Origin of the sequence: Cupriavidus sp. MP-37, assembly GCF_020618415.1 — a bacterium.
Lineage (GTDB): Bacteria > Pseudomonadota > Gammaproteobacteria > Burkholderiales > Burkholderiaceae > Cupriavidus.
Genome location: NZ_CP085344.1, coordinates 2,349,188 through 2,370,961 on the forward strand (window position 1 = coordinate 2,349,188; position 21,774 = coordinate 2,370,961).

Here is a 21,774-nt window from a genome sequence, read left to right on the forward strand (position 1 = left end):
ATATGTCGTTGCTTTTCAATCCGCCGCCCGCTGATGGGCGGTCCCTGCCTGCGCCCGCGCCCGCCGTGGTTCCGCACCTGGTCCGCGATGATGCCGAAGCCATCGCCATCGCGCACCGCCTGGCCGCGCACTTCGCACCGGGTGCTGCCCAGCGCGACCGCGAACGGCGCCTGCCATGGGAGGAGCTCGAGGCTTTCAGCGCGAGCGGCCTGTGGGGCATTACGGTGCCACGCGAGCACGGTGGCGCGGGCGTTTCCAACACCACGCTGGCGGAGGTCATTGCCATCATCGCCGCGGCGGACGGTTCGCTCGGGCAGATTCCGCAGAACCACTTCTATGCGCTCGAAGTCCTGCGCGTCGGGGGCACGCCTGCGCAGCAGGCGTTCTTCTACCAGCGTGCGCTGGCCGGTGAGCGCTTCGGCAATGCACTGGCCGAGATCGGCCACAAGGACTTCCGGCGCCGTACGCAGCTCACCCCGGACGGTGATGGCTTGCGCATCCACGGCAAGAAGTTCTACTGCACCGGCGCGTTGTACGCGCACTGGATTCCGACCCTGGTGGTGGCCGACCAAGCCGGACGCGAAGTCACGCAGCTGGCCTTCGTGCCGCGCACGGCCGAGGGCGTCAGCGTCACCGATGACTGGGACGGCTTCGGCCAGCGCGTCACGGGCAGCGGTTCGGTGACGTTCGACAACGTGCGCGTCGAGGCAGCCTGGGTGCTGCCCTTCCTCGCATCGTTCGAGCGGCCCACGACCATCGGTCCGTTTGCGCAACTGCTGCATGCCGCCATCGATCTCGGCATCGGCCGCGGCGCACTGGCCGCCACGCTGCCCTTCCTGCGCGACCACGCGCGGCCCTGGATCGACGCAGGGGTGGCACGCGCCGTGGAAGACCCACTGACGCTCCACCATATCGGCGAGGTACGGGTACGGCTGCGCGCCGCCGAAGCGCTGGTGCGCCGTGCGGCTCGCGCCACCGACACCGCGCAGCGCTCACCGGACGAGCAGAGCGTCGCGCAGGCATCGCTGGCCGTCGCGGCGGCGCGTGCGCAGACCACCACGGCGTCGCTGCTCGCCGGCACCCGGCTGTTCGAGCTCGGTGGAACCTCGGCCACGCTCGACCACCAGGGACTGGACCGCTTCTGGCGCAACGCGCGCACGCATACGCTGCACGACCCGGTCCGCTGGAAGTACCACGCGCTCGGCAACTTCCATCTGAATGACAAGTTGCCGCCGCGGCATGGAGCGATATGATGCCGAGTCATCCGCATGCGCAGCCAAAGCAGATCCTGCTCAACGCGTTCAACATGAACTGCGTGGGCCATATCAACCACGGCCTGTGGACGCACCCGCGCGACCGCTCGGCCGAGTACAACACGCTGGAATACTGGGTCGACCAGGCCCGCACACTGGAACGCGGCCTGTTCGACGGCCTGTTCATCGCAGACATCGTCGGCGTCTACGACGTGTACCGCGGCAATGTGGACGTCACGCTGCAGGAATCGATCCAGCTTCCGGTGAACGACCCGCTGCTGCTGGTGCCGGCCATGGCCGCGGCCACGCGGCATCTCGGCTTCGGCGTCACGGTGAACCTGAGCTACGAGCAACCGTACCTGCTTGCCCGGCGCTTCTCCACGCTCGACCACCTGACGCGCGGCCGGGTCGGCTGGAACATCGTGACCGGCTACCTCGACAGCGCGGCACGCGCCATGGGCCTGGACGGGCAGCTTGCCCACGACGAGCGCTACGACCGCGCCGACGAGTGCCTCGACGTGCTCTACAAGCTCTGGGAGGGAAGCTGGCAGGACGACGCGGTGCTGCGCGACAAGGCCGCCCGCGTGTTCGCCGATCCCGCCAGGGTGCGCAAGGTCAGCCACCACGGCCACTATTACAAGGTTGACGGCTACCACCTGTCGGAGCCGTCGCCGCAACGCACGCCCGTGCTGTTCCAGGCCGGCAGCTCGGGGCGCGGCCAGCGCTTTGCCGCGCGCCACGCCGAATGCGTGTTCATTTCCCCACCGAGCAAGGAAGCGGCGCGCAAGACGGTGTCGGCGCTGCGCGAGCAGCTCGCCGCGGCGGGCCGCCGACCGGATGACGTCAAGGTCTTCATGGGCGCTGCCGTGGTCACGGGGCGCACCGAGGCCGAGGCACGCGCCAAGCATGCCGAGTACCGCGACTACGCGAGCCGCGAAGCCGGGCTCGCGCATTTCGCGGCAAGCACGGGCGTGGACTTCGCACGCTACGGCCTGGATGATCCCGTGGATTACGACGGCGGCAACGCCATCGAATCGGCCACCCGGACGGCCGCGCAGCATGGCTGGACCCGCCGCAAGCTGCTGGACCTGTTCGAGCTGGGCGGGCGCTACCCCGCCATCGTCGGGGACCCGTCGCAGGTGGCCGACACGCTGGCCGAATGGATCGACGACACCGGCATCGACGGCTTCAACCTGAGCCGCACCGTGGTGCCGGAGAGCTACGAGGATTTCGTCGACCTTGTGGTCCCCGCCTTGCAGGAGCGCGGCCGCTACAAGACCGCGTATGCCGACGGCACGCTGCGCCGCAAGCTGTTCGCCGAAGGCGACCGGCTGCCGGCGCGCCATGCCGCCGCGGCATTTCGCTACGCCTGACGGTTCCCGGTTGATTAGCTTTCCCTGTCGATCCCGTTATCCCTCCGCATTTCCATCGGACCATCATGAAGATTTCCCGCCTCGCGTGGAATCCTTCGCTACGGCAAGGCCCGATACCTTCCCCCGCCACCTCTATGCTCAGCGGGCTACGTCAATGGAACATCCATCGGCTTACTAGACGGCGATGGTCGTGACCGGCGTCCAGCGGCCTCCCTTCACCTGGTAGAGCGTCGAGGTCGGATTCTTCAGGTCGCCATTGGCATCGAAGGCAATCTTCCCGGTCACCCCCTCGTACTGCGTTGCGCGCAGCGCCGGCGTGAATTTGCCAGGCTTGGCGGAGCCTGCCTGCGTCATCGCGTTGATGGCCACCCACGCGGCATCGTAGGCGAACGGCGCATAGATGAGGCTGTCGCTGCCGAAGCGCTTGCGGAACTTCTGCATGAAAGCCTTGCCTTGTGGCAGGGTGTCGATCGGGCGCCCATATTCCCATGCCATCGCGCCTTCCGCCGCCGAACCTGCAATGTTCAGGAAAATGCTGTCGGCGATGCCGCCGCTGCCGACGAACTGGGTTCGCATGCCGAGCTCGCGCATGCGTTTCGTGATGAGCGCCGCCTGGTTGTCGAGTCCGGCGAAGAACAGCAGGCCGGCGTTGGCAGCACGGATGTTCGTGAGCTGCGCGCTGAACTCCACCGCCTTGTCGCTGGTATGTTCAGCGATCGCGATCTCGCCACCGGATGCGGTGACGGCCTTCCTGAACTCGTCCGCCGCCCCCTGGCCGAATGCCGTCCGGTCATCCATCACGGCAATACGCTGCGCCTTCATGACTCTGACCGCGTACTTGCCTGCATTGCCGGAGTTCTGTGCATCGGTCGGGATGATGCGGAATACGGCCTTCAGGCCTTGCTGCGTAATCGCCGGGTTGGTAGCCGCCGGATGGATGACGGGGATGCCTGCCCGGGCGAAAATCGGCGCGGCCGGAAGCGCGACGCCTGAATTGTAGTAGCCGACAACGACGGCCACCCCGTCATCGACCAGTTTCTGGGCCACCTGGACGCCGATGCGCGGATCGCTCTGGTCGTCCGCCGCAGCGAGCTCGAAACGCGCCACCTGGCCATCGAGCCGGATACGCTGTGCATTGGCTTCCTCTACAGCGAGGCGAACACCGTTTTCAATGTCCTTGCCATTGGCGGCATTGAGCCCGGTTAGCGGCGCGGACACGCCGATCCTCACTACTTGCTGCCGGTCGGCCCCATAAGACTGGGTGCAGGCGCAGGACAGCAGTATGACATTCACGCTCGCAACGAGCAGCCTTCCGGCAAGATTGGTCATTGATTCGTCTCCGCGACCAGATGAGTCGACGGGATTCCCTTTACGGCGGGCATAATCCCCTGCCATGGATTCTAATGGCGCAGCCGTGCGAGCGATCGCGGCTTCGCATACCGCAAAAGACACATTCATCCCCCAAGGGTACCGTCACCCTTGCTGCCGGCGTTCATGGCTGGGCGCATGGCCGAACTGTGTACGGTAGGCCTTGCTGAAATGGCACGGCGACTGGAATCCGCAGACCGCCGTCACCTGCGCGATCGACGCGTTGGTGGTGCGCAGCATATCGCGCGCGCGCTTCAAGCGCAGGGTCAGATAGTAGTGGGTCGGCGACACGTTCAGATAAAACTTGAACATGCGCTGCAAATGGCGCTGCGACAGTTGCACCAGCCGTGCCAGTTCATCGAGCGAGAGGGGTTCCTCGATGTTCGCCTCCATCAGCCGCACCACCTCGACCAGCTCCGCCCGCGACAAACCGACCCGCGCATTGACCGGGATCGGCTGCGCATCGGTGGCGCTGCGGATGCGCTCCAGAATGAACTGTTCAGAGACCTGCGCCGCAAGCTGCCGGCCGAAGCGCAAGCCAACCAGATGCAGCATCATGTCGATGGGCGCCGTGCCACCCGTGCAGGTAAGCCGGTCGCGGTCGATGACGAACAGCTCGTCGGCAAACTGCACCAGCGGGAATTCCTCGTGCAGCGACGATCGGCTTTCCCAATGCACCGCGCAGCGGTATCCGTCGAGCAGCCTGCTCGACATCAGCGCGTAGGCGCCTGTGCAGAGGCTGCCGAGCGGTATGGCCTGCGCGGCCAGCCGGGCCAGCATGGCGCGCGTAGCTTCGTTGACGGTCTCGCGGATGCCGATGCCTCCGCAGACGATCATGACGTCCGGCGGTGCCGAGTCCTCGAGCGCGCGCGTCGGCCGCACCACGATGCCGTTGCTCGCGTGCACCGGCTCGCCGTCGGTCGAATAGATCGACCACGTGTAATGATCGGCACGCCCGAGGTAGTTGGCCATGCGCAGCACTTCGACCGCGCTCGAGAACGCGATCATCGAGAAGTCAGGCAAAGTCAGGAAGCCGAAATGTGAGAGGGGCGAGAGGGGCCCAAACTGGCCAGCTGGCCCGAGGGCTGCGCTGGCCGCTATCGATGGGAAAGCGCTGTCGGTCGGCACGGTGCAACGACCCTCGGATCGGTTTCCTGGCGGCGGCCGCGGGATCAGGCTTGCGCCGTGCTGGCCTTGGCGCCGAAGAGTTGCCGGAGGCCGGAGAACAGCGGCGCCTTCGCCTCGCCCGGCGCGCGGCCGAAGCTCTCGGTGATGCGGTCCAGCACGATCGCCAGCAGCACGACCGACAGCCCGCTTTCGAAGCCCAGGCCGATATCCAGCCGCTGGATGCTCGCCAGCACTTCATTGCCCAGGCCGCCGGCGCCGACCATCGAGGCGATGATGACCATCGACAGCGCCATCATGATCGTCTGGTTCACCCCCTGCATGATCGACGGCAGCGCGTTCGGGAACTGCACCTTGTACAGCAGTTGCCACGGCGTGCAGCCGAAGGCATGGCCGGCTTCGACAATCTCCATGTTCACCTGGCGGATGCCAAGGCTGGTCAGCCGTACCGCAGGCGGCATCGCGAAGATCACCGTCGCCAGGATGCCCGGCACGCGCCCGAGGCCGAACAGCATCGCCGCGGGAATCAGGTAGACGAAGGCGGGCATGGTCTGCATCAGGTCAAGGACCGGGCGCACCGTGGCGGCGACCACCCTGCTCTTCGCCGCCCAGATGCCGAGCGGAACGCCAAGCAGCAGGCTGATGATGGTGGACGACAGCGTGAGCCCCAGCGTGATGATGGTCTGGTCCCAGAATCCGGTCGCGAAGATCACGAACAGCGACGCGGCGGTGAAGACCGCGAAGCGCCAGCCTACGCGCCACAGCCCGATGCCGATGAAGATTGCCATCATCAGCCACATCGGCACGGCTTGCAGCCCGCGCTCGATCAGTTCAGCGAGACCCCCGATGGCGCGGCCGATGGCGTCGAACGTCGCCGCGTCGTGCTCGAGCAGGTAATGGACGGATTGGTCGACCCAGCGGCCGAGGGGCAGGAGTTCAGACATGGTTACCTCGCGAACGCGTGATGGCTTTCAGGATGACGGCGCGGCTGACCGAGCCGCAGTAGCAGCCGTCGTCGTCGACGACCGGCAGCGCATTCGGGTTCGCGACCACGCGCTCGACGACATGGTCGAGCGAAGCGCTGCGCCGGATGCTTTCCACCGGTCGCACGCTGTGCGTGGCGTCGCGCGTGACGAAGCCGCGGAGCTTGCGTTGCGCATCGAGCACGAAGGCATAGTCTTCGCTGCCGTTCAGCGTCGCGGCGATGTTGGCCGCGTCGAGCCTTGACAGCGTCGGCACGGCGTTGGTCTGCATCAGGTCGCCGGCGGTCAGGTAGCGGCTGGTATCGATGCCATCGAAGAAGGTACGGACGTAGTTGTCGGCCGGATTGGCGATGATCTCCTGCGGCGTGCCGACCTGGACCAGCCGGCCGCCCTCCATGATCGCGATCCGGCTGCCGATGCGCAGTGCCTCCTCGAGGTCGTGCGAGACGAACATGATGGTGCGGCGATGCTCCTTCTGCAGCTGCAGCAGCACGTTCTGCATCTCCTTGCGCTTGAGCGGGTCGAGGGCGGAGAACGCCTCGTCCATGATCATCAGCGACGGATTGACCGCCAGCGCGCGCGCCAGGCCCACGCGCTGCTGCATGCCGCCCGACAGCTCGCGCGGCAGCTTCTGCGCGAACGTCGCCAGGCCGACCTGCTCCAGCACTTCCATGGCGCGGCGCTCGCGCTCCGTCCTGCCGACTCCCGCCACCTCCAGGCCGAAGGCGGCATTGGACAGCACGGTGCGCTGCGGCATCAGCGCGAACGACTGGAACACCATGCTCATGTCCTTGCGGCGCAGCGCGATCAGCTCGCCGCGGCTTACGGCGGCCACGTCGCGCCCGCCGATCAGAACCTTGCCGGCGGTGGGCTCGACCAGCCGGTTCACGAGGCGGATCAGGGTCGACTTGCCGGATCCCGACAGGCCCATCAGCACGAAGATTTCGCCTTCCCTGACGTCGAACGATACGTTGTGGACACCGACCACGTGGCCGGTGCGCCGGAATACCTCATCCTTCGTCGAACCGGCGGCGAGCATGTCGAGTGCCTGCTTGGGATTGCTGCCAAACACCTTGCACAGACCTTCGACCACGACCTTTGGACTATCCATCGAAACCTCTCCTGGCCCTGCGGGGACTCACTCGTCATATGGCATGCCAACGCTTTCTCACCACACGTGCGGGAAGCGCTGGCGGCGCGCTACTACCTTCCTCCCTGGAATGCCTGAGCAAACCTTGTCGTCGCCTTGCAACCTGCGTTGCGCGATTCCCTACATGGTTGCCAAGAAACGCCCGCCCCTGCCGACTAATTCCGACAAGGGCTTGCGGAAATGCGACAACGACAAACGCAACACTGATTTCTTCCGGAAATGTCGGGGGCTGAAGTGGCACATTCCGTGTCCTGGGGGTGGCCTTTCTTGCCCGCCTGTTTTCTCCCCTCTCCCGCTTGCGGGAGAGGGGCGGGGGTGAGGGCCGGCGGTGGCAATGACGACGCCCTCGACTTCGTTGGCGCTCCCGCCCTCACCCCAACCCTCTCCCGCAAGCGGGAGAGGGAGTACGCAAGCGGGAATTGGAAAGCTCGAGGAAATGTTGCCGCCGCTGGTTTTCTCCCCTCTCCCGCTTGCGGGAGAGGGGCGGGGGTGAGGGCCGGCGCTGGCAATGACGACGCGCTTCACTTCGTTGACGCTCCGCCCTCACCCCAACCCTCTCCCGCAAGCGGGAGAGGGAGTACACAAACGGGAGCTGGAAAGCTGGAGGAAATGATTCCGCCGCGCCCGCCCGGCGTGCCGACCGTGGTGGCGCGTCGATACCAGCCCGGCGGCGCTTCGGTTCTATCCGTGGCGCGCACGCCCTGCTCTACTTGGGCGCATGGCATGCGCGCGCACGAGGCGCCCGCGGCCAGTCAACCAAGAGAGGAATCCCATGCACGCGCTGTCTCCATCGCAGCAGCTCATCCTGACGCTGTCGTGCCCGAGCGCCCCAGGCCAGGTCGCCGCCACCGTCGGCCTGCTCGAGCGCCACCGCTGCTATATCGACGAACTGACGGTCTTCGACGACGACCTGAGCCACCGCTTCTTCCTGCGCTGCGTGTTCCATCCCACCGATGCGCAGCCGATGGATGTCGAGCGGCTGCGGCAGGAGTTCACACCGATCGCGCAGCGCTACGACATGCAGTGGGCGGTCCACGACGCGCACGCGCGCCCCAGAGTGATGATCATGGTGTCGAAGCTCGAGCACTGCCTGGCGGACCTGCTGTTTCGCTGGCGCATGGGCGAGCTCAAGATGGATATCGCCGGGGTCGTCTCGAACCATGCCGACCTGGAACCGCTCGCACGCCAGCATGACCTGCCGTTCCGGCACTTCCCGATCACGCCCGAGACCAAGGCCCGGCAGGAAGCGCAATGGCTGGACCTGTTCGCGTCGAGCGGTGCGGAGCTGGTGATCCTGGCCCGCTACATGCAGGTGCTGTCGGCCGCCACCAGCGCCAGGCTCGCCCACCGCGCGATCAACATCCACCATTCGTTCCTGCCCGGCTTCAAGGGTGCGAAGCCGTATCACCAGGCCCATGCGCGCGGCGTCAAGCTGATCGGCGCAACCGCGCATTTCGTCACCGACGATCTGGACGAAGGCCCCATCATCGAGCAGGCAGTCGAGCGCGTCGACCATTCGTACCGGCCGGACCAGCTGCTGGCGGTCGGGCGCGACGTCGAATGCATCACGCTGGCGCGCGCAGTCAAGGCGTTTATCGAGCGGCGGGTATTCCTGAACGGCGACCGCACGGTCGTCTTGCCGTAAGCCATCCGCATAACGACGCAGGCCACGATCGCGATGGGATCGTGGCCTGCGTCCTGTTGCGGGTAGGGCTGCAATGCCCGGCGGCGCGCTTACTGCGGATTCTCGAGCCAGGCGCTGACGCGGTCACCGTGCGCGGCAATCCACGCGTCGGCCGCCGCATCCGGTTTCGTACCGTTCTGGATCGCCAGCATCACGCTGTCGATCTCGCCCGCCTTCCACTGGAATTTCTTCAGGAAAGCCACCACCGGCCTGGCCTTGGTCTCCAGCCCCGGATTCACGATGTTGTCGACATGCTCGGAGTCCCCGAACACCTTCTTCGGGTCGTCGAGGAAGCGCAGCTTCCATTTGGCGAACATCCAGTGAGGTGCCCAGCCGGTCACCACCACCGGCTTGTTCGCGTTCATCGCGCGCGCCAGTTCGACCGTCATCGCGCTGCCCGAGCTCGGCATCAGCGTATAGCTGAGCCCGTAGCTCTTGATCGCATCCGACGCCTTGCGCATCACGCCGGCACCGGCATCGATGCCGACGATCCGTCCTTCGAACGACGCCTTCTGCGTGTTCAGCTCTTCGATGCTCCTGGCGCTGACGGAGGCGGGAACGATCAGGCCGATCCTGGCCTCGGTGAAGTTCGGTCCCAGGTTGACCACCTTGGTCTTGAACTGCTCCCAGTAGGCACCCTGCGTGACCGGCAGCCAGGCGGACAGCGTCGCGTCCAGGTCGCCGCGCGCGACGCCCTGCCACATCACACCCGCCGCCACCGGCACCAGCTGCACCGGGTACCCCAGCTTTTTCTCGATGATGCGCGCGGCCACGTTGGTGGTGGCTACGCTGTCGTCCCAGCCTTCGACGTAGCCGATCTTCAGGGTCGGCTTGGTTTCCCCGAGCGCGAGCGCGCTCCATGTCAGCATGACCGACGCGGCGCCGGTAAAGAATAGTTTCCCGAGAAGCTTCATGATTTACCCTCCTGTAATCGGCGCCGAGGCGCTCCCCTTCAGACTGCAAACCGTCGGACGCGATGGGCGCCGGACCTTACTTGTCGATCACGAGGTCCGACCGCGGCTTGCTGCAGCACAGCAGCACCATGCCCTGGTCGATCTCGCGCTGGCGGATGCCGCCGTTGTGTTTCATCTCGACCTGCCCGCTGACCAGCCTGACCTTGCAGGTACCGCACATGCCTTGCGTGCATGACGCTGGCAGGCGCACGCCCGACTGGCGCGCCGCGTCGAGCACGTTCTGTCCCGCGCCGCAGGCGATCTCCCGCGCGCTCCTGGCGAAACGGATGCTGAACTGCGCCGTGTCCGCCTCGGCCCTGGCCGCGGGTTCCGCCTCGGCGGCGTCGGCGGCGGCGTCTGCGTTCAGCGTCTCGAAGGAAAAGCTTTCCTCGTGGTATCGCCTGCGATCGAAGCCGGCTTCGTCGAGCAATCCGCGCACCGCCTTCATGTACGGGGCGGGCCCGCACGTGAAGATCTCGCGCTCCATGAAATCCGGCGCCACCAGCTTCAGCAGCGGCAGCGACAGGAAGCCGGTGACGCCGTGCCAGTTGGTGCGCGTGCCGACCCGCTCGCAGACGAATGCGGTGCGAAAGTTGGCCTGGTTCGACGCGATCAGATCGAGCTCGCGCGCGAAGATGATGTCGTCGGGCGTACGCGCACTGTGCACGAACACGATATCGCGGTCCTCGGCGAGATCGTGGTGCGCACGGCTCATCGACATCAGTGGCGTAATGCCCGAGCCGGCGGACAGGAACAGGTACTTGTGCGCCGGATGCCGCGCGCACGTGAACGCGCCGCCCGGCCCCAGCATGCGGATCGGCGTGCCGGGCCTGACGGTGTCGTGCAGCCAGTTCGAGACCTTGCCGTTTGGCACGCGCTTGACCGTGATCGAGACCGTGTGCGGCTGCGCGGGCGACGACGAGATCGTGTAGCAGCGGTTGACGGTCTCGCCGTCAATGTCGAGCTCCAGCGTGATGAACTGCCCGGGTTCAAAGACAAAGGCGCGCCCCTGCGGCGAACGAAAGAAGAAGCTCTTCACGTCGTGCGTTTCCTGCCGCACGTGGCAGCACACGAGCGTTTCCTCGACGTCGCTCGTCCAGCGCTCGGGCAGCGCGTTCCAGAACGCCGGGCGTGTCACCCGGCTCTCCGCCAGTTCGAAAGGCATCGCGTCGCGCATCATGTCGGACTCCGCTCCTAGCGGCTAGGCGCCGATCTGCTCGGCAAGACGGCGGATATACCAGGCCGAGAATTTCTCGACCAGGCCTTCCGTGAACGGCGAGTACGGCCCCGGTTCGTAGGCGCTGCTGGCCGCGCCGCGCTGGGAATACTCGACCAGTGCGCGGTCCTGGTCGTTGGTCGCGTTCCAGACCGCCGTCAGGTTCTTCACGTCGTAGTCGACGCCCTCGCGCGCATCCTTGTGCACCAGCCATTTGGTGCGCACCAGGGTCTCGCCCGCCGACAGCGGGATCACCGAGAACGTGACGATATGGTCGCTCATGAAGTGATGCCACGAGTTCGGCTGCGTCCAGAAGGAGAGCCCGCCGAGGTCGGCCTGCTCGAAACTGCCCAGCAGCTTCTTCGATGCCACCCTGGCGTCCAGCGTCTGCGATTCGCCGCTGCGGTCCAGCGGCAGGCGCTGCGTGCGAAAGCCGGTGGTCTCGAGCAGCCGCTCGATCTCGGCCGACGGCAGCTTCATCGCTTCCCATTGCGCCAGGCGCGCCTGGCAGGTGCGCTCGAACGCGTCCATGCCTTCCGCGTTGGCCGGCGAGCGCTGGTAGCCGAAGCCGTATTCGTACAGCGAGATGGTCAGCTCCGGATGGTTGGCCACGCAGTGATAGCACTCGCGGTTGTTCTCCATCGTCAGCTTCCAGTTTCCCTTCTCGATGATGTCGACCTGCGCGGCGATCTTCGCGTTCGGCAGGTCGTGCGGCAGCAGGTAGGGCTCCATGGCGGCGCGCATCGCCTCGAAGTCAGGCGGCTCCGCGGCCAGGCAGACAAAGATCAGCCCGGCAAGATTCTCCACGTGGACGGCCTTCAGGCTGTGCTTGCAGCGGTCGAACTTCTCGCCCATGTGCTCGGCGAACATCAGTTCGCCGCTCAGGTTGTAGGTCCAGCTGTGATAGGGGCACACGATGTTGCCGACCGTGCCCTTGTCTTCGTTGCACAGCCGCGCGCCGCGATGGCGGCACACGTTGTGGTACGCGCGCACCTGCATGTCGTCGTCGCGCACGATCAGGATCGAGTCCTGGCCAAGCTCGACGGTCACGTAGTCTCCCGGTTCCGGCACGTCGGGCTCGACCGCCACCTGGATCCAGTGCTGGCGGAAGATTGCCTCCATGTCGAGCGCGAAGATCTCGTCGCTCAGGTAAAAGGGCGCTTCGAGGCTGTGGCCTGCCTTGCGCCGCTCCACCAGCGCGCGAATGTCTGCCGATACTTTCATCGTTTGCTCCGGATTCCCTGCGTTCTGGTTGTTTGCCGACAGACCGGCAATGTCAGTAGTCGATGAGTTGATGCTCGCGCAAATAGGCGAGGATGACTTGTGCTTTTTCGACCGAAGTCCCACCATTTACGACGTTGCCGCCACGGCTCTCGGTGGTGGTCGCGGACAACATCCGGGCGTGGCCGGAACGCTTTTCGGCGGCCGCCAGCCTGACCGGCTTGCGCTCGACGGCGCCCAGTGTCCACGCCGCCGCGTCGTTCTGTGCCGCATCGTCGTGCACGTGCGGCGCGGGCGCCGTCCGGATCGCACCTTCGCGCAGGCGCGCGTAGGCATAGCGCGGCTGCACGTTGGCGAGCGGATGCACCGAGACCACCGCGGGCAGCGCAGCATCGACACGCCGGCGCAGCCCCTTGGGCAGGAACTGCCGCACCGCGACACGTCCGCCCTCGATGTCGAGGTCGACCGCGGCGCCGAGCAGCGGGCGGCCAAGTACCGCGGCCAGCCGGTACGGCAACATGCCGGTGTCGTAGGCGCCTTCCGCGCGCGTGCCCGTCAGCACGAGGTCGCAGTCCTCGACACGAGCCGCGAGCACGCGCGCGGCATCTGTGCCCTCCGCGCACGCCAGGACTTCCACTTCGCCCGCGCCGAGCGCGAGGTAGTCCGCAAGCGCCGGATCGGCGGCATCGCCCGCATGCAGCACGGCCAGCCGCGCGCCGTGCTTGCCCGCCAGATCCCTGCCGAGCTCCAGCGCGGCGGCGTCGTTGCGGCTGTAGCGCGGCGCGCCGCTGACCGGATGGCGGCCAATGGAGACCAGCACGGCAATGCGTTTCACTTGTCGGGGGGCGTTCATGCTGCGACTCCTGCGAGTTCCCGCGGCCGCGCCGCGGCCGCCTGCCCGCGCGCGGGGCGTGCTGCCTGCACCAGCTCCGTCAGCGCGGCGATGGTCGCGTGCGCGTCGCCGACAATGGTCAGGTTGGCGCGCTTGGCGATCGGCGCGCTGCCGTCCGTATTCACGGCGATCACATGGCGGCAATCCTTGATGCCTTGCAGGTGCTGCACCGCGCCGGAGATGCCGAACGCGATATAGACACTTGCCTCGACGGTCTTGCCGGTCGCGCCCACCTGCTTGTCGCGGGTGAAATGTCCGTTGTCCACGGCGACCCGGCTGGCGGCAATGGCCGCGCCGAACGCTCCCGCGAGCTGCTCGAAGGCGCCGATGTCGGTCACGCCGTTGCCGGCCGCGACGATGAAGTCCGCTTCCTCGAGCGCGACGCGCGCGGCATCGATCTCCTCGATGCCGAGATCGCGGTACGGATGCGTGCTGCTGCCCCTTGCACACAGGAAGTCAGGCGCGAGACGCTCGCCGGCGCCGGTGAACGGCAGCTTCGCGTCCACCGCGCCCGGCGCCAGCAGGATCACGTCGGGCAGCGCACGGGTGGCGAAGGCACGCCTGGCGTGCGCATACGTGCCGACATGGCTCGCGTCCAGCTCGACCACATGGGTCGCGACGCTGGCCCCCGCCCCGGCGGCCGCGGCGGCGTAGCGGCGACCGAGATCGCCGTCGCCGCAGGCATTGTCGGGAAGGAAGACATGCCTGGCCGACAGCGCCGTGGCGCAGGCCTGCAACGCCCGCAGTTCCGCCTCCGGGTTGAAAGTGCGGCGGTCGAACTCGGGCAGAGCGATCAGCTTGTCGGCGCCGAGGTCCGCCGCATCGTCCTTCAGTTCGCCGAACACCAGCAGCGCGACTTCGGTGTGCGCGTCCGCCAGCAGTGCCGCGGCGGCCACCGCCTGCCGCGCGTGGTCGTCGAGCGCGCCGCGTTCGCTGTGCGCGGCAACGAGCAGCACATGGCGGGCATCGCTTACCAGCCGGCGCGGCTTTGCCGCCGCGGCATGCCCGGGCGCGGGCCAGTGGGCCGCGCCGGTGTCAGCGCCGCCGCTCGCGCCGAGCGTGATGCGCCTGAGTCCCGCCGCCGTGATGATGAACGGCCGGCGCGGATCGATTCGTTTGATCGTGTCCATCAGTTCACTCCAGCGAAGCGGCAACCAGTTCGGCCACGTCGAGCACGTCCGGGCGCGGGCCGACCACGCCCTCGAGCATGGCGGTGCAGTTCGGGCATCCGACCGCGACCACCTCCGCACCCACCGCCCGCGCATCGGCGATGCGGATATCCGGGATGCGCTGCTTGCCGGGGATGTCGGTCAGCGGTGCGCCGCCGCCGCCACCGCAGCAGCGGCCGCGCATGCCGTGGCGTTCCATCTCGACCACCTGGATGCCGATGGTCTTGAGCAGCTTGCGCGGCGCCTCGGTTTCGCCGTTGTAGCGGCCGAGGTAGCACGGGTCGTGGTAGGTGGTGCGCTTCTCGCGCAGCGCCTCCACCGCCTTGGGCGCGATCAGTCCGCTCGACGCCAGCTCGGCGAGGTACGTGGTGTGGTGCTTCACCGTCACGCGCAGGCCCAGCGCGCGATACTCGTTGCGCAGGCTGTGCATCACGTGCGGGTCGGCCGTCACGATCTGCCCGAACGACAGCGCGTCGAGCGTGCCGATCAGGTGTTTGGCCAGCTGCTGGAAGGTAGCCTCGTCACCCAGCCGGCGCGCGACGTCGCCGGTGTCGGTCTCCACCTCGCCCAGCACGGCATAATCGACGCCGGCCTTGTCCAGCACCTTGACCAGCGCGCGCAGCGTGCGCTGGTAACGCATGTCGAAACCACCCTCGCCGGCTACGATCAGCACGTCCACGGCGTGGCCCGGCCGCGCGACGGGCGCGTTCAGGTCGACCGACCAGTCGTAGCGCGCGCCCTTGTCATAGCCGCCCATGGTGCCGGTCTCGCGCAGGTTGGCCAGCACTTCGGCGCCCTTGCCCGGCACGGTGCCATGCACCAGCGTCTGGTTGCGGCGCATGTCGACGATCGCATCGACATGCTCGATCAGCATCGGGCACTCCTGCACGCAGGCGCGGCAGGTGGTGCACGACCACAGCGTCTGTGCTTCGATCAGGCCCGACACGATCGGCCCGTTGGGCTCGCCGCGATGGCGGCCGACCGGAATCCCCGGGGTCGGGCTGCCGGCGTAGGCGCCGTCGCTGCCGCCCGCCATGCCGACCACCAGGTCCTGGATCAGCTTTTTCGGGTTGAGCGGCTGCCCGGCGGCGAACGCCGGACAGGCCGCCTCGCACTTGCCGCACTGCACGCAGGCGTCGAAGCTCAGCAACTGGTTCCAGCGAAACTCGACCGGCTTCGCGACACCGAATTCCTTCTGCTCGATGTCGGGCAGCCTGAGCGCGGTCGGCGGAGTCGCCGTGCCGCTGCCGGTGTACGACTCGGGCGTCGCGGCAAACCGCTCCTGGCGCGGGTGGAAGGCCAGGTGCAGCAGGCCCGCCATGGCATGCTTCATCGGTCCGCCCGTGGCGGCGCCGACCGTCATCGCGAACGCGCCGACGCCGATCAGCGCCGCGCACAGCACCGCGAACGCGCCCGACATCACCCCGGCCGGCACCATCGTGTACAGCGCCAGGCCCAGCGCGAACGAGCCGAGCAGCCACGGCAAGGTATTCCAGGGCCCCTTCGACAGGCGCGCCGGCACATCCATCGCCTGGCGGCGCCGCCACACGAACACCGCGCCGACCAGCATCGCCAGCGCGGCGACCAGGATCAGCTTGTCGAGCCACGGCGAGTAGATGGCGAGGCCGTAGTTGACGAACACCAGCGCCAGCGCCGCAATCGCGCCGCCCGCCGTGGCCACATGCGTCTTCGCGATATACGGATCGCGCGCGACCACATGGTGCAGGTCGACGAAATAGCGCTTGGGAATCGCGAACAGGTTGGCGAGGCCGAACGAGCCCGGCGTCGCCGGCCGTCCGACCCGCCAGTACGACGCGCGCCGCAGTACCGCGAAGGCCAGCCCCGCCACTGACAGCCACAGCAGGACGGTAATCAGCAAGGACGGATTCATGGTCAGAAATCCTTCACGAGCCGCAGCGCATCGTAGATCGCGCCGTGGATGTTATGCATCGAGATGCAGTCGCCGACACGGAACAGCAGGAAGCGGCCGTTGCCCAGCGTCTCCGACAGGCATGGCTGGGGCTCGGCGGCGAACAGCTTGTGCACGTCGACCTGGCCGCGGTTCAGCGATTCGGGCTTGAGCTTCCAGTAGAGCGCGTCATTCGGCGTCGAGCCGTTCTCGATCACGACCTGGTCGACCGCGCGCTCTTCCAGCTCTTCCGTGTACTCGTTGCGCAGCACCGCGATCTTCTTGCCGTCTTCCTCGTAGACGCGGTCGAGCCAGTAGTTGGGCGTGTGGATCACGCCCTGCGCGTACAGGCGGCGATAAAAGATCGGGAAGGTGGTGCCGCCGCAGTCGTCGGCAACCTTCACATCGGGCGTGACGATCTCGACCCGCGCGCCGCGGCTGGCCAGGTAGTCGGCGACGCCGGCTCCCGCATGCGTGCTGACGCCGTCGTAGACCAGCACGTTCTCCTTCGCTTCGACGCGGCCAGACAGCACTTCCCACGAACTGACCGCCAGCCCTTCGGCAACGCCCCACGCCGGCACCTGGTCCGAGTAGGCGCGGCCGCCCGTGGCCAGCACGACGATGTCGGGCTTCTCCGCCATGATCATCTTGGCGTCGGCCTCCACGCCGAGCCGGCGGTCGACGCCCAGGCGCCTGGTCTCCATGTCGAACCAGCGCACGATCCCTGCCATCTGCTCGCGCTGCGGCGCCTTCGACGCCAGCATGATCTGGCCGCCGACTTCGGCGTTCTTCTCGAACAGCACCACGTCATGGCCACGCGAGCGCGCGACGCGGGCCGCCTCCAGGCCGGCCGGGCCCGCGCCGACCACGACGACCTTGCGCCTGGGGCCGCGCGATTTCTCGATCACGTGCGGCATGGTCGCCTCGCGCGAGGTGGCCGCGTTCTGCACGCACAGCACGTCGAGGCCGTTGTACTGGCGGTCGATGCAGTAGTTGGCGCCGACGCACTGCTTGATCTCGTCCTCGCGGCCGTCGCGGATCTTGATCACCATGTGCGGGTCCGCCATCTGCGCGCGCGTCATGCCGACCAGGTCGACCATGCCGCTGGCCAGCAGCCGCTCGGCCTGGCCCGCGTCGCGGATGCTCTGGGCGTGCATCACCGGAATCCTGACCACCGACTTGATGCCCGCCGCCAGGTGCACGAACGGCTCCGGCGGCAGCGCCATCGGCGGCATGCAGTTGGCGAGCGTGTTGTGCGTATCCGCGCCCGATCCGATCACCCCGAGGTAATCGATCAGGCCCGACTCGGACATGGCCTGCGCGATCTCCTTGAGCTGCTGGTGATCGAGCCCGTCCTCGTGGAACTCGTCGCCGCACATGCGCAGGCCGACGCAGAAGTCCTTGCCGACCGCCTCGCGCACCGCCTGCAGCACCTCCACGCCGAAGCGCAGGCGGTTGTGCAGGCTGCCGCCCCATTCGTCGGTGCGGAAGTTGGTGCGCGGGCTCCAGAACTGGTCGATCAGGTGCTGGTGCGCGGCCGAGATCTCGATGCCGTCCATCCCCGCGTCCTTGACTCGCTTGGCCGCCGCGGCGAAGTCGGCGATGATGCGGCGGATCTCTTCCACCTCGATGATCTTTGCGTTGCCGCGATGCACGGGCTCGCGCACGCCAGAGGGCGACATCAGGTGAGGCCAGTGCTCGCCGTGGAACGCCGAGCGGCGGCCCATGTGGGTGGCCTGGATCATGATCTTGGCGCCGTGCCGATGCATCGTCTCCGCCAGCCGGGACAGCGGCTCGACGATCCTGTCGGTGGCCAGGTTCACCGACTTCCACCAGCCCTGGGGGCTGTCGATCGATACCGGGCTGGAGCCGCCGCAGATCGCCAGGCCGACACCGCCCTTCGCCTTTTCCTCGTAATAGCGGAGGTAGCGGTCGCCCGGCAGGCCGTCCGGTTCGGCATACACCTCGGCATGCGCGGTGCTGACGATCCGGTTGCGCAGCGTCAGCTGGTTGAGCTGCAAGGGTTTAAACAAGTGGGGATAGCGCATCGCAGGCGACCTCTGGCGTTCGTATATCTTTGCTGTTGCGGATCAGATCTGGCTCGGGACTCGGCCGGCGCTCAGTGGCCGATTGGCGATACCTCGAACACGCAATGCTCATGGCCCTCGGCCGCGCACTGCACTTCCTTCGATTGCGCGCGCGGCGCGGCCGTGCCGGCGGGCGCCGTGTCGTTGACCCAGTCCATCGCGCCGGCAAACCAGCCCGCAAACATGTAGCAGAGCTTGCCTTCCTTGCCCGGCTGCGCAAGCACGAACGACGAGTGGCGCAGTGCGATGCGCGCATGCGCCGCCGCGGGATCGGCTTCGAGCAGCGAGAACAGGCCCCAGCCGCGCTGCGACAGCCGCTTCAGGTAGTGCTCGTACACCGCCATGCCGCTGAGGCCGTGCAGCTGGGCTTCCTTGTCGCACCAGTGGTACGCGGACTTGTACCCCGCCTTGTAGAGGATCTCGGCGTATGCATCGGCGCCGAGCGCCTCTTCGACCGCGACGTGATTGTTGGTGAAGAAATGGCGCGGGACATACAGCATCGGCAGCGCGTCGGTGGTCCAGACGCCGGTGTCGGGATTGACGTCGATCGGCAGTTGCGGTTGCATCGTGGTGGCTCCGTGAGGAAGATTTCGCCGCTAGCGTCGTGGCGCAGGCGCGGCATTGCCCGCGTGCCCGCGCGGCGCGCGGGCACGTCCCGTCTTGTAGTGAATCGCTTGAAGGGTGCTGAAGCGTCTGTGGCTGCCGGCGGCGGTGCCCGCTCAGGCGCCCCAGACTTCACCGAAGACCCGCACCCAGTTCTCGCCCATGATCTTGCGGATGCGTGCGGGCTTCCAGCCGGCGCGCTCCATCGCCGCGGTCAGGTTCGGGAACTCGCCGATGGTGCGGATGCCCTCGGGATTGATCACCTTGCCGAAGTTGGTCAGGCGGCGATAGCGGCCCTTGTCGTGCGTCAGCATGTCGAAGAATTCCGTGCTGTAGCCCTGCGTAAAGTCCGTGCCAATGCCGACCGCATCCTCGCCGACCAGGTTCACGACATAGTCGATGGCTTCGATGTAGTCGTCGACCGTCGCCTCGATCCCGCGCTTCAGGAACGGTGCAAACATGGTCACGCCGACAAAGCCGCCGGCGTCGGCGATTTCCTTGAGCTGCTCGTCGCTCTTGTTGCGCGGATGTTCCTTCAGGCCCGACGGCAGGCAGTGCGAGTAGCACACCGGCTTCTTCGAGAAGGCGATCGCTTCCGACGAGGTCTTGCCGCCGACATGCGACAGGTCGACCATGATGCCGACGCGGTTCATCTCGGTGATCACCTCGCGGCCGAAGTCGGACAGCCCGCCGTCACGCTCGTAGCAGCCGGTGCCGACCAGGTTCTGCGTGTTGTAGCACAGCTGCACCACGCGCACGCCCATGTCGGCGAATGCCTCGATGTAGCCGAGATTGTCCTCGAACGCATGCGCGTTCTGGAAGCCGAGGATCACGCCGGTCTTGCCTTCCCGCTTGGCGCGGCGGATGTCGTCGGTAGTGCGCACCAGTGTCAGCAGCTCGCCGTGCTCGCGGATCTGCTGCTTCATCAGCGCGATGTTGTCGACGGTCTTGGTGAAGTTCTCCCACACCGATACGGTGCAGTTGGCGGCGGTGACGCCGCCCTTGCGCATGTCTTCGAACACCGACCGCTCGAACTTCGAGATGTTCAGGCCGTCGATGATGATGCTGTCTTCGTGCAGGGGGCTCATGGTTTGCTCCATTGCGGCCATCTTGTTGTGGCTGTCGTTGTCAGGGCTCAGTAGATCGGGAAGCGTTCGCACAGCGCGAAGATCTCGCGGCGCACCCGTTGCTCGGTGGCCGGGTCGCCTTCCGGGCTGGCGCGCAGCGCCTCGAACACTTCCAGGATGAGCCGGCCGATCTCGCGGAACTCCGCCACGCCGAAGCCGCGCGTGGTCGCGGCCGGCGCGCCGAGCCGGATGCCGGACGTGATGGTCGGCTTCTCGGTGTCAAAGGGAATGCCATTCTTGTTGCACGTGATGCCGGCGCGCTCGAGCGCCTGTTCCACCTGGGTGCCCTTGAGCCCCTTGGGACGCAGGTCCACCAGCAGCAGGTGGTTGTCGGTGCCGCCCGTCACCAGGTCGACGCCGCCCGCCTTCAGCACTTCGCCAAGCGCCTGCGCATTGGCCAGCACATTGTCGATATAGGTCTTGAACGCCGGCTCCAGCGCCTCGCCAAACGCCACCGCCTTGGCCGCGATCACATGCATCAGGGGGCCGCCCTGCAGGCCGGGAAACACCGCCGAGTTGATCTTCCTGGCGATCTCTTCGTCGTTGGTCAGCACGAAGCCGCCGCGCGGGCCGCGCAAGGTCTTGTGCGTCGTCGACGTGACCACGTGCGCATGCTCCACGGGATTCGGATGGCGGCCGGCGGCGATCACGCCGGCGATATGTGCCATGTCGACCATCAGCCTGGCGCCGACGCTGTCGGCGATGGCGCGGAAGCGCGCGAAGTCCAGCTTGCGCGGATAGGCGGAGAAACCGGCGATGATCAGGCTGGGCTTGTGCTCGTGCGCGAGGGCCTCGACCTGGTCGTAGTCGATCAGCATGGTGTCGCGGCTCACGCCGTACTGCACGGCGTTGAACCACTTGCCCGACAATGCCGGCCGGGCGCCGTGGGTCAGGTGGCCGCCGGCATCGAGCGACATGCCCAGCACGGTGTCGCCGGGCTTGGCCAGCGCCAGCATCACCGCGCCGTTGGCCTGCGCGCCGGAGTGCGGCTGCACGTTGGCGAAGCCGGCGTTGAAGAGCTGCTTGACGCGATCGATGGCGAGCGCCTCGACTTCATCGGCGAACTCGCAGCCACCGTAGTAGCGCTTGCCCGGGTAGCCCTCGGCATATTTGTTGGTCAGCACCGAGCCTTGCGCCTCGAGCACCGCGCGCGACACGATGTTTTCCGAAGCGATCATTTCGACCTGCGACTGCTGCCGCTCGAGCTCTTTCAGGAGTGCGCCGCGCACCCGCGAGTCGCGCTCGGCCAGGGACTGCGAGAAGAAAGACTTGGTGTTCGACATAGGGGTTCCGTGACTGATTGAAATGGCTGCTGACGGGGCGGGATGACCGCTGCGCCTGGGAGGATTGGCCCGGTTCCACGCAGCGTTGCCGACGGATCTATTCTTGTCGTTCGCGTTTTTCGCCGGTTGGCGAATTCAGACGCGTTCTTTTCCAATTCCGCCATTCGCGTCCGATTTGAACAAGTAGGGCGCTGGAGGCAAGCGAAGCGGTACGCACGCGCCAAGGCGCGTGACGTGTCCGCAGGCCTTCCACGCCCCGCACCGGCACGGTGCGCCCGGCACGCCAGCCGCCATGGCTAGGTCGCAAGTACGGTGCAATGCGGGCGCATTGCGGCGCTTGCGGCTGTTGCCGCGCCCATTGCTAGGGTTTCGCCGTAT

17 protein-coding genes are annotated in these 21,774 nt (G+C 66.9%); 3 read left to right on the forward strand and 14 right to left on the reverse strand.

Annotation, left to right across the window (positions count from 1 at the left end):
* Window positions 1–2 precede the first annotated feature (2 nt).
* Both LIN44_RS10865 and LIN44_RS10870 read left to right on the forward strand, forming a co-directional pair.
* A complete protein-coding gene (locus tag LIN44_RS10865; RefSeq protein WP_227312096.1) occupies window positions 3–1,253 on the forward strand; it encodes an SfnB family sulfur acquisition oxidoreductase in 1,251 nt (416 codons plus the stop codon).
* Window positions 1,253–2,626: an LLM class flavin-dependent oxidoreductase gene (locus LIN44_RS10870; RefSeq protein ID WP_227314381.1), complete on the forward strand. Its 1,374-nt coding sequence runs from the start codon at window positions 1,253–1,255 to the stop codon at window positions 2,624–2,626. The genes LIN44_RS10865 and LIN44_RS10870 overlap by 1 nt, the downstream gene beginning before the upstream one ends.
* A gap of 174 nt (window positions 2,627–2,800) precedes the next feature.
* Here the strand turns inward: LIN44_RS10870 and LIN44_RS10875 are convergent, their stop codons facing one another.
* From LIN44_RS10875 to LIN44_RS10890, 4 genes are all read right to left on the reverse strand, one after another.
* Window positions 2,801–3,955: a branched-chain amino acid ABC transporter substrate-binding protein gene (locus LIN44_RS10875; RefSeq protein WP_227312097.1), complete on the reverse strand. Its 1,155-nt coding sequence runs from the start codon at window positions 3,953–3,955 to the stop codon at window positions 2,801–2,803.
* Between the two features lie 144 nt (window positions 3,956–4,099).
* Window positions 4,100–5,095, reverse strand: a complete 996-nt coding sequence (locus tag LIN44_RS10880; RefSeq protein WP_227314382.1) for a GlxA family transcriptional regulator — start codon at window positions 5,093–5,095, stop codon at window positions 4,100–4,102.
* A 71-nt stretch (window positions 5,096–5,166) separates the two neighbouring features.
* Entirely contained in the window at window positions 5,167–6,063 is an 897-nt protein-coding gene (choW, locus tag LIN44_RS10885) for a choline ABC transporter permease subunit (RefSeq protein ID WP_227312098.1), read from the reverse strand.
* Window positions 6,056–7,213, reverse strand: coding sequence for a glycine betaine/L-proline ABC transporter ATP-binding protein (locus LIN44_RS10890; RefSeq protein WP_227312099.1), 1,158 nt, complete (start codon window positions 7,211–7,213; stop codon window positions 6,056–6,058). Before LIN44_RS10890 ends, choW begins: the two co-directional genes overlap by 8 nt.
* A gap of 811 nt (window positions 7,214–8,024) precedes the next feature.
* Here LIN44_RS10890 and purU point away from each other — a divergent pair.
* Entirely contained in the window at window positions 8,025–8,897 is an 873-nt protein-coding gene (purU, locus tag LIN44_RS10895; RefSeq protein ID WP_227312100.1) for a formyltetrahydrofolate deformylase, read from the forward strand.
* Window positions 8,898–8,986: 89 nt separating this feature from the next.
* Here purU and LIN44_RS10900 read toward each other — a convergent pair whose 3' ends face one another.
* The 10 genes from LIN44_RS10900 to LIN44_RS10945 all read right to left on the reverse strand — a co-directional run bounded on the left by LIN44_RS10900 (window position 8,987) and on the right by LIN44_RS10945 (window position 21,396).
* Window positions 8,987–9,850, reverse strand: a complete 864-nt coding sequence (locus LIN44_RS10900; RefSeq protein WP_227312101.1) for a glycine betaine ABC transporter substrate-binding protein — start codon at window positions 9,848–9,850, stop codon at window positions 8,987–8,989.
* A 76-nt stretch (window positions 9,851–9,926) separates the two neighbouring features.
* Entirely contained in the window at window positions 9,927–11,069 is a 1,143-nt protein-coding gene (locus LIN44_RS10905) for a hybrid-cluster NAD(P)-dependent oxidoreductase (RefSeq protein ID WP_227312102.1), read from the reverse strand.
* Window positions 11,070–11,090: 21 nt separating this feature from the next.
* Complete coding sequence (locus LIN44_RS10910) at window positions 11,091–12,329, reverse strand: SRPBCC family protein (RefSeq protein ID WP_227312103.1); 1,239 nt, start codon at window positions 12,327–12,329, stop codon at window positions 11,091–11,093.
* A gap of 52 nt (window positions 12,330–12,381) precedes the next feature.
* On the reverse strand, window positions 12,382–13,179 hold the full coding sequence (locus LIN44_RS10915) for an electron transfer flavoprotein subunit beta/FixA family protein (RefSeq protein ID WP_227312104.1): 798 nt from the start codon (window positions 13,177–13,179) through the stop codon (window positions 12,382–12,384).
* Window positions 13,176–14,348: an electron transfer flavoprotein subunit alpha/FixB family protein gene (locus tag LIN44_RS10920; protein WP_227312105.1), complete on the reverse strand. Its 1,173-nt coding sequence runs from the start codon at window positions 14,346–14,348 to the stop codon at window positions 13,176–13,178. Before LIN44_RS10920 ends, LIN44_RS10915 begins: the two co-directional genes overlap by 4 nt.
* Before the next feature lie 4 nt (window positions 14,349–14,352).
* Window positions 14,353–16,278, reverse strand: coding sequence for a (Fe-S)-binding protein (locus LIN44_RS10925; protein ID WP_227312106.1), 1,926 nt, complete (start codon window positions 16,276–16,278; stop codon window positions 14,353–14,355).
* A 2-nt stretch (window positions 16,279–16,280) separates the two neighbouring features.
* Window positions 16,281–18,344 (reverse strand): NADH:flavin oxidoreductase, encoded by a 2,064-nt coding sequence (locus LIN44_RS10930; protein ID WP_227312107.1) that lies wholly within the window; start codon window positions 18,342–18,344, stop codon window positions 16,281–16,283.
* A gap of 71 nt (window positions 18,345–18,415) precedes the next feature.
* A complete protein-coding gene (locus LIN44_RS10935) occupies window positions 18,416–18,949 on the reverse strand; it encodes a DUF5943 domain-containing protein (protein ID WP_227312108.1) in 534 nt (177 codons plus the stop codon).
* Window positions 18,950–19,102: 153 nt separating this feature from the next.
* Complete coding sequence (locus LIN44_RS10940) at window positions 19,103–20,074, reverse strand: dipeptidase (protein ID WP_227312109.1); 972 nt, start codon at window positions 20,072–20,074, stop codon at window positions 19,103–19,105.
* A 47-nt stretch (window positions 20,075–20,121) separates the two neighbouring features.
* Window positions 20,122–21,396: a serine hydroxymethyltransferase gene (locus LIN44_RS10945; RefSeq protein ID WP_227312110.1), complete on the reverse strand. Its 1,275-nt coding sequence runs from the start codon at window positions 21,394–21,396 to the stop codon at window positions 20,122–20,124.
* Between the last annotated feature and the right edge of the window lie 378 nt (window positions 21,397–21,774).

Coding starts and splice junctions, on each gene's coding strand:
- LIN44_RS10865 (WP_227312096.1), top strand. CDS start 3: ATGTCGTTGCTTTTCAATCCGCCGCCCGCTGATGGGCGGTCCCTGCCT.
- LIN44_RS10870 (WP_227314381.1), top strand. CDS start 1,253: ATGCCGAGTCATCCGCATGCGCAGCCAAAGCAGATCCTGCTCAACGCG.
- LIN44_RS10875 (WP_227312097.1), bottom strand. CDS start 3,955: ATGACCAATCTTGCCGGAAGGCTGCTCGTTGCGAGCGTGAATGTCATA.
- choW (WP_227312098.1), bottom strand. CDS start 6,063: ATGTCTGAACTCCTGCCCCTCGGCCGCTGGGTCGACCAATCCGTCCAT.
- LIN44_RS10890 (WP_227312099.1), bottom strand. CDS start 7,213: ATGGATAGTCCAAAGGTCGTGGTCGAAGGTCTGTGCAAGGTGTTTGGC.
- purU (WP_227312100.1), top strand. CDS start 8,025: ATGCACGCGCTGTCTCCATCGCAGCAGCTCATCCTGACGCTGTCGTGC.
- LIN44_RS10900 (WP_227312101.1), bottom strand. CDS start 9,850: ATGAAGCTTCTCGGGAAACTATTCTTTACCGGCGCCGCGTCGGTCATG.
- LIN44_RS10905 (WP_227312102.1), bottom strand. CDS start 11,069: ATGATGCGCGACGCGATGCCTTTCGAACTGGCGGAGAGCCGGGTGACA.
- LIN44_RS10910 (WP_227312103.1), bottom strand. CDS start 12,329: ATGAAAGTATCGGCAGACATTCGCGCGCTGGTGGAGCGGCGCAAGGCA.
- LIN44_RS10915 (WP_227312104.1), bottom strand. CDS start 13,179: ATGAACGCCCCCCGACAAGTGAAACGCATTGCCGTGCTGGTCTCCATT.
- LIN44_RS10920 (WP_227312105.1), bottom strand. CDS start 14,348: ATGGACACGATCAAACGAATCGATCCGCGCCGGCCGTTCATCATCACG.
- LIN44_RS10925 (WP_227312106.1), bottom strand. CDS start 16,278: ATGAATCCGTCCTTGCTGATTACCGTCCTGCTGTGGCTGTCAGTGGCG.
- LIN44_RS10930 (WP_227312107.1), bottom strand. CDS start 18,344: ATGCGCTATCCCCACTTGTTTAAACCCTTGCAGCTCAACCAGCTGACG.
- LIN44_RS10935 (WP_227312108.1), bottom strand. CDS start 18,949: ATGCAACCGCAACTGCCGATCGACGTCAATCCCGACACCGGCGTCTGG.
- LIN44_RS10940 (WP_227312109.1), bottom strand. CDS start 20,074: ATGAGCCCCCTGCACGAAGACAGCATCATCATCGACGGCCTGAACATC.
- LIN44_RS10945 (WP_227312110.1), bottom strand. CDS start 21,396: ATGTCGAACACCAAGTCTTTCTTCTCGCAGTCCCTGGCCGAGCGCGAC.